Raw genomic sequence first — 8607 nt, 5'->3', positions numbered from 1 at the left:
TTATTCATTAAAAATAATACTTAGCTAACACTAAGGCTCTAGAAAGGAGGTGTTCCAGCCGCACCTTCCGGTACGGCTACCTTGTTACGACTTAGCCCTAGTTACCAGTTTTACCCTAGGCAGCTCCTTGCGGTCACCGACTTCAGGCACCCCCAGCTTCCATGGCTTGACGGGCGGTGTGTACAAGGCCCGGGAACGTATTCACCGGATCATGGCTGATATCCGATTACTAGCGATTCCAGCTTCACGGAGTCGAGTTGCAGACTCCGATCCGAACTGAGAACGGTTTTGTAGATTCGCTCCTGGTTGCCCAGTGGCTGCTCTCTGTACCGTCCATTGTAGCACGTGTGTAGCCCAAGGCGTAAGGGCCGTGATGATTTGACGTCATCCCCACCTTCCTCACAGTTTACACTGGCAGTCTTGTTAGAGTTCCCGACATGACTCGCTGGCAACTAACAACAGGGGTTGCGCTCGTTATAGGACTTAACCTGACACCTCACGGCACGAGCTGACGACAACCATGCAGCACCTTGTAAATTGTCTTGCGAAAAGTCTGTTTCCAAACCGGTCAATCTACATTTAAGCCTTGGTAAGGTTCCTCGCGTATCATCGAATTAAACCACATGCTCCACCGCTTGTGCGGGCCCCCGTCAATTCCTTTGAGTTTCAAACTTGCGTTCGTACTCCCCAGGTGGGATACTTATCACTTTCGCTTAGCCACTGAGATTGCTCCCAACAGCTAGTATCCATCGTTTACGGCGTGGACTACCAGGGTATCTAATCCTGTTCGCTACCCACGCTTTCGTCCATCAGCGTCAATATATTAGTAGTAACCTGCCTTCGCAATTGGTATTCCATGTAATCTCTAAGCATTTCACCGCTACACTACATATTCTAGTTACTTCCTAATAATTCAAGTCAGACAGTATCAATGGCCGTTCCACCGTTGAGCGATGGGCTTTCACCACTGACTTATCTGACCGCCTACGGACCCTTTAAACCCAATGATTCCGGATAACGCTTGGATCCTCCGTATTACCGCGGCTGCTGGCACGGAGTTAGCCGATCCTTATTCTTACAGTACCGTCAAGCTGGTTCACGAACCAGTGTTTCTTCCTGTATAAAAGCAGTTTACAATCCATAGGACCGTCATCCTGCACGCGGCATGGCTGGATCAGGCTTGCGCCCATTGTCCAATATTCCTCACTGCTGCCTCCCGTAGGAGTCTGGTCCGTGTCTCAGTACCAGTGTGGGGGATCTCCCTCTCAGGACCCCTACCCATCGTAGTCTTGGTAAGCCGTTACCTTACCAACTAACTAATGGGACGCATGCTCATCTTTCACCGATAAATCTTTAATAGTGGTCTCATGCGAGACTACTATACTATGAGGTATTAATCCAAATTTCTCTGGGCTATCCCTCTGTGAAAGGTAGATTGCATACGCGTTACGCACCCGTGCGCCGGTCTCATTATCCGAAGATAACTACCCCTCGACTTGCATGTGTTAAGCCTGCCGCTAGCGTTCATCCTGAGCCAGGATCAAACTCTTCATCGTATATTATTTGCTTATTACTAAGCTATTTATTTTTGACTGAAGATCTATTGGTTATACTCTAATCTATCTATTCTATTACTCTTATTCTTTTGTTCTAACATCTCTATTAAAACGGCTGTCAATTCAATATGTCTAGGAACGTGTTCTTACCTTTTTGTTAACCTCGTTTTCATGTTATACATGTTTCCCGAAGCGGGTGCAAAAGTAATAAACTCTTTTATTTCTCACAAGCTTTTTTTAAAATAATCTGAAAATAAATTCTCAACTTATTCCGTTTTGCTTGCCATAATGTAAAGAACTTATTCGCTGTTGCGGGTGCAAAAGTACTGACTCTTTTCCGTTAAACAATACTTTTGATTGCCTTTTTTTAATGTTTTTATAACTTTAATTTTAAACTACTGGAAACCTTGTCTTTGAAAAAGAGTTGTTGGTGCGGTTTTGAGTAAAAGTAGGAATTATTACTGTTGTAGATTGGGTTTTTATTAGATTTACGACTTGTTTATAGTTTTTCCTAAGTTACAACTCCCTTAAAAATACTTTCATTAAACTACTTTACAGTCAAGAGCGACTTTGCAGAAGCTACTAATCCTCTTAATATAGTTCAGTTATTATCTTTTATTCCTAAATGCAATTTGAATAAACTAATCACTCCTTATATATAGGTATCAAAATCTTGATTCAATCATACCACTCCTACTTAGCCCTGATAGTAGTGGAAATCCTAGGGAGCCTCCCTCCCGAAAGCTTTCGGGATTAATTGGGATTAGCGAACTAGATTGTAGCGGATAGCAGGAAATAGCTCCTGTAAATTAAATTACCTAAACACAATATTCCAAAGTTATACATTTGGTAGATTTTTTTTCCAGCTATTATATTTTTCAACTCTCAAGACTTGACTTCTCAAAATTAATTAGATTAAAAATGATCAATCTGTCAAATACCTGTTTAAATTTGACTCAATACTAAAAAAGAACCTCTCTACCTTTTAAATTTACTGTGTATCACTTTTTTTTATAAAAAAAAGAAATTGTCGGAAAAGTGATTTTCGAGCATTTTTTTAATTGGTGGATTCAATTAACAAATGCAACCTCATGCACATTGTTTAAGTTTTTGCTCAAAAATTTCATTTGGACTTTTAAAACCAAATCTTTTTCTGGGTCTGTTATTTAATTTATTTGTTACTCTTAAAACCTCTTCTTCTGTTATTAAATCAAAGTTATATTTTTTTGGAAAATATTGTCTTACTAGACCATTTAAATTTTCATTAGCACCTCTTTCCCAACTACAATATGGGTTGGCAAAAAAGTATGAGATTTCTAGTATTTCAGATACTTTTTTATGGTTTGCAAACTCTTTCCCATTATCAGATGTGATGGTGTGCAAAATGGGTTTCCAATCCATTAATAATTCAATTAATTTCTCCTGAATTTCTTGTGATTCCTTACTGTTTATTTTAGCCATTTTAAGCACACCTGATGCTCTATCATTTATTGTTAACAAAGCTCCTTTGTGATTTTTACCTATTACCAAATCAATTTCTAAATCCCCAATTCTTTGCTTTTCTTCTACAACCAACGGCCTGTTTTCAATACCAACTCTATCTTTAATAATACCTCTTGAGCCTTTTAAAGCCCCTCTTTTAGCATATCGCTTTCCTTTTGTGCGTAGGTGCTTATAATGTTGTCCGCCTTTCTTTTTGTCGCTCCAAATGAATTGATAAATTGTTTCAATCGAAACACATTCAAAGTTTTTATCACTGCAATATCCTACTATTTGTTCAGGACTGAAATCTTCTTCTAAAAGATGAATAACATGTGCTTTTATCTGTTCAGTAAAGCGTATTTTCTTAGCTTTTTCATGCTGTCGAATACTGGCTTTACTTTGGGCTAATTTAGCTTTATAAACTTTATTTCTTTGATCGGAATTTCTGGATAGCTCTCTTGAAATTACAGATTTATCTCTACCTATAACCTCTCCAATTTTACTCATTGAAAATCCTTGTGAACGAAGTGTAGCAATTTCGTATCTTTGTTCAATCGTTAAATGTGACATCTTTTTTTTGTGCTTAGTAACCCAAAAATAAGAGAAATTTTTTTCGTAGCCTACTGATAAGTCTTGAAGATCTAGATCTTCAAGACTTATCAGTAGGCTTTATTTAAACAAATAAGGAGTGTTGCATTTATCACTTGAATCTAAGATTTTACATGACTACCTTTATATTTAATGAAGTATTTATAGGTACTGAAGAAAAAATATTCAAATTAAGTCACAATTTAATTTCTGCATTTCTAATGAATTTTATTATAAAGATACAAATACAGTAGCACTCTTAAAGAGTAGCAACCTAAACGGCTTTATTATTTCGATTGCCGAAAAAACTCAAATTAACAAAAATTCCAACCATTTTATTAACGCCATAAATGAAGGAGTACCAATTGTTTTTTTTGATCGAGTTACCAATGAAATTGTTTGTAGCAAAGTAATTGTAAATAACTTTAAAAGAACTAAAAAACACTAGCAATCATCTTATTAAAACAGTTTGTAAAGAAATTACATTAATTTATTTTATTGATAATTTAAGCGTAAAACTTACTAAGATAATAGCAAAATAGAAAAGCATTGCTAGACCAAAATATTACTATAGATATAAAATAATTATTCATCTTTCTAAAAATGAAGATTTAGAAACAGCTCTTGAAATTATATTGGCAGAAAAAAAAATTGATAATTTGTTGTGTCTTGAAAAAAGGTTGAGCTATTGTATTATTAAACTTTAGAAAGTCATAAATTATAAAATCTTTAAAGAAAAGGTTATGATTTATTTTACCAATAAAAACTACAGAACATATTACCCCCACAATAACAACCATCACCAAATCAAAAAAATCATCAAATAAAGCGCAATCGCCATTTTAACAAATAGGTTGTATAATAAAACCTATGCTGAATTTACTACTAATATTATAAAAACTAGCCTAATCGAAAGAGAAACTGTTTTGCATATAAAATAATTATGTTTAAGTTATAAAATTAAAAACTTATATATACACTTAATAAACAACATTTTGATTCCTTTATTTTTTTTAAATAAATTAGTAAACAGCTTTAAGTAATTCGTTTTTAAATAAAAAAAGCAGTGAAAACTTAATCTTCACTGCTTTTAATAATCTCTCTAAAAAACGTATTAATTCTTAATTAATTTAATAACCTTATTTTCATTCGCACTAGTTATAGTGACAATATACACCCCAGATTTAGTGATAGCACGCAAAGGTAGTTCACAAGACTGAACATTACTTACCTTTTGACTCATGACTATGCGCCCCAACCCTAATTCATAAACTGAAATTGTGTAATTTTCCGTAGTAGTTAGTCCATTGATAAAAACTAAGTTACCCACAACAGGATTTGGATACAAAACAATTGGAGCGGAATTGGATTTGACCAAAGACGCAGCTTCTACCTTTAATGTCGCTTTAGCGGAATTTATTTGAGTTTCCCAAAAGAATTTTTCATTTAATCCTATAGAAGCACTGCTACAATTCATACCTGAAGTTCCGTTTTGAGAAGATATATATTTACCATTATTCCCTTTTAAAGCAACAATACCACCACCCAAATCTATTAAGTCAAATTTTTCCCAATCACCAATAGCCGATCGATCACAACGCATATTTTTAATTCCATTCTCAGAACTTACATACTTTCCATTATTACCTTTCAAAGCAACTTTACCACCACCTAAGTCTGTGTATTCAAATTGCTCCCAAAGACCAACAGTAGCTCTGTTACAAATAAGATCAGTCAAACCATTTTCTGACGATACATATTTCAAATTACTCCCTTTTAAAACTACGGAATTAGTTACTGGAATTGGAGTTGGATCACCAGTTACAGCGTATTCAATATACCCATTACAACTCATAGTTTCACTATAGCTTCCTCCACATTGACCATTAACAAAAACAGATGTGTTTACCAACTGCGCTTCCGATTGATACACTTTAGCGTCCACTTTAATATAATCAACATAAACATCTCTGTTTCCAGAATCATTAAAGAAAAGAACTCTAGGTGTTCCTCTATTGGCCGAGACAGTATAATTTTGATAATTTGGCGTCAAAGTCCAAGTAGCCTTTACTACACCGTCAATTTGAAATTGAACTTGCTCAGTACCTTCATTTCCTTTTGCTACAACCGTATACGTTCTCATAGTTGAACCAATTGGTGTAGTAGTTCCTGAAGCTATATTAGAATATCCAGAATCGCCTATATTATTAGTGGCTCTTACTCTATAATTATATAAAGTATTTGCTGTTAATGCAGTATTATTATAAGTTACTACTCCAGCTCCAACTGTTGCAATTTGAGAATAACTTCCGTTTCCTGAGGCACGCTCAATCTTAAAACCTGTTTCGTTAGTTGCTGTATCTGTCCAAGATAAATTAATTTGTGAATTAGAAACCACACTAACCAACAAATCAGAAGGTATACTAGGAGCTGTCGCTGGAGCTGCTGTTGTTCCAGAAGCTACGTTAGAATATGAAGAATCTCCAGTAGCATTGGTTGCTCTAACTCTGTAATTGTATACATTAGCCGGTAACGCTGTATCATTATAAACTATCACTCCAGCTCCAACTGTTGCAATTTGAGTATAGCTTCCGCTACCTACGGCACGTTCAATCTTGAAACCTGTTTCGTTAGTTGCTACATCTGTCCAAGACAAATTAATTTGTGAACTAGAAACTACACTAGCAATAAGTCCTGAAGGCGTGCTAGGAACTGTGCCTATCGGTGGCGTTACAGCTCCTGGTATGTAAGCTTTAAATTCTCCTGCTACATGTAACAAAGACATAAAATACAACAAACCATCATAATAGCGGTATTGCCCACTTGGAATACCAGTTGCATAAAACTCATCTATAAACTCCCATGCAAGAACCGAATCAGACGCCAAAGACCCTACTGCATTACAAGCAATTAATCCCGGTGAACGACTCGTTGATAATACCGTACCGTCAATAGCGTACTGATTTCCATAAGAACTCATCCCTTTACTCTTAAAAAAAGTTTGGATTTTTTGTGCTATAACTTTTTCATTATTATTTTTTTTATACCAAGAATAATCTACCGCTATGTTCATTATACAACGCCAAGCATCAAAGCGAAAATCACCATGCCCACCTTGGTTTTCTGGAGCTCCATTAAACTTTGCATAATCTGGCATTAATCCCGTAGTAGCATTAGCCGTTTTTGGAAAAAAAGCACGACTAGTTGTAGCTACCTCTGACCAAAAAGCATTGTTAGTATTAGCACTTGTTGCCCATACTTCATAAAAAGCAGGAACATGATATGAAGGATCAGTAAAAAGAGCCGCACTTGCAAATGGAACAAAGACAACTTGTTTTTCTTTTACATTAAAAAGATTGGTAATCGACTCAACAACTGGATTCTCTTTATTTTGTATAATCTCTAAAAGATTATTTGCTTCAGTACTGTAATTGTATATACCTGTTCCATTTTTCCATCTTTTTGAGGCAAAAAGTAATGCAGTTGCAAAATATTCTTCTCCATCTGATGCTGGATTTGCATCCATTTTTGCTCCAGCAGTACTACATTGCCAAGCAAAATATCCTTTTCTAGCCCCTGTATTGTGGCGCATGTGTGTGTATGCCCATTTCCAGATTTTATCAAATTCGGCTTTTTTGTCCAATTGAACACATATCATCATTCCATATGACATTCCTTCTGATCTAACATCACCATTTCCCGTATCTAAGATGTACGCTTCATCATCTCCGACTGGATAATAAACGCGTTCCGTTTGATCATTTCCATAAAATAATTGTTGAAATGTATTTTTTATTTTCAATTTAACGTCATCACTATTATAACCAGCTTCCACAAACATATTTCTATACACTCCCGAGGTTACTGCCCCAACAGCTGGAATCACTGGGGCGCTTCTAGGAGCTGAAACAGCACCTACATAAGTAAATTTAATTTTATCAATAAAAATATCATTTGCTCCTGTATCTGATTTCATAACGAGTTTAATTACTTTAGTCGCATTACCCGCAAATGAAATTGTTTTGGAAGCAGACGCAGTAGTAGTTCCTGCAAAACTAAAAGACCCCACGTCTATACCGTCTACTTCTAGATTGACAGTACCTGAGCTAGCATTATTAGACGCACCAATTACTGTAACGGTATATTGACCTGAAGATGTAGGTAATACTGCCGTCGTACTTCCTGCATCACCATTACCATAAAGAGCCAATCCATTAAATGGACTTGTTATATTTCCTGAATACAGGCCACTTTTGGTCATCATTTCTGCTTCATATGTTACAGATTGGCTGTAAACAATATGCACCTGAAGAAACATACTCAGTACCACAAATTTTAGTATTTTATTAAGTTTCATAATCATTTTTATAATAAGATGTAATTACAATTTTAATACACTTTGCATTAATTTTTTTTACAATAATAATATTTAAACCAAACAATAAACTACTATTCATCAATAAAACAAACACACAAACCTAACATTGCAACATCTGTTATAGTAAGTGTTGAATTATTACCATCTTCGAAGTGACATAAAACTGTATTAATTAAAAATGAAAACCTCAAATAACTAAATAACCTATTAAAAATCATTGTATTTTGAAATAACCATAAACACGTATTTTAAAACTAAACAAATCATTTCGGTTCAATTAATAAATTGAACTATTTTCTATTAATTCACAATAAGTTTGGGTTGCATTGATTACCTTTTAATTTTAACACCTAGAAAAAAAAACTACTAAGTGTTATAAAACTTAAAAATATACTAAGTGATTTTAATAAAGTTTCACCAATTATAGTATAATCAAAGAAAAAAGGGAACAAAAAATAGTAACAAGTAAAAATTTTCTAAACCAAAATTTGTTTAATTTCACGTGGATTTAAGTGCAATTTTAAATCAATAACTATTTAGCTTACTACTAAATAATAAGATACAAATTGTGTAGTAATTTAACTAAAACTTAATTTGTTGAGA

2 protein-coding genes and 1 rRNA gene are annotated in these 8607 nt (G+C 34.7%); all 3 read right to left on the bottom strand.

Annotated elements, in window-relative coordinates:
• Window positions 1-42: 42 nt before the first annotated feature.
• The 3 genes from ACVEGE_RS14635 to ACVEGE_RS14625 all read right to left on the bottom strand — a co-directional run bounded on the left by ACVEGE_RS14635 (window position 43) and on the right by ACVEGE_RS14625 (window position 7983).
• Window positions 43-1556: ribosomal RNA gene (locus ACVEGE_RS14635) — 16S ribosomal RNA — on the bottom strand.
• Between the two features lie 1089 nt (window positions 1557-2645).
• Window positions 2646-3608, bottom strand: coding sequence for an IS30 family transposase (locus ACVEGE_RS14630; protein ID WP_173857104.1), 963 nt, complete (start codon window positions 3606-3608; stop codon window positions 2646-2648).
• A 1132-nt stretch (window positions 3609-4740) separates the two neighbouring features.
• Window positions 4741-7983 carry a glycosyl hydrolase family 8 gene (locus tag ACVEGE_RS14625; RefSeq protein WP_458008562.1) on the bottom strand — a complete coding sequence of 1081 codons (3243 nt, stop codon included), beginning with the start codon at window positions 7981-7983 and terminating at the stop codon, window positions 4741-4743.
• Window positions 7984-8607: the final 624 nt, after the last annotated feature.

Source organism: Flavobacterium sp. PL002 (genome assembly GCF_054165825.1).
The sequence above is the reverse complement of the archived record's forward strand: the minus strand, read 5'-3'. Positions and strand labels throughout refer to the sequence as shown.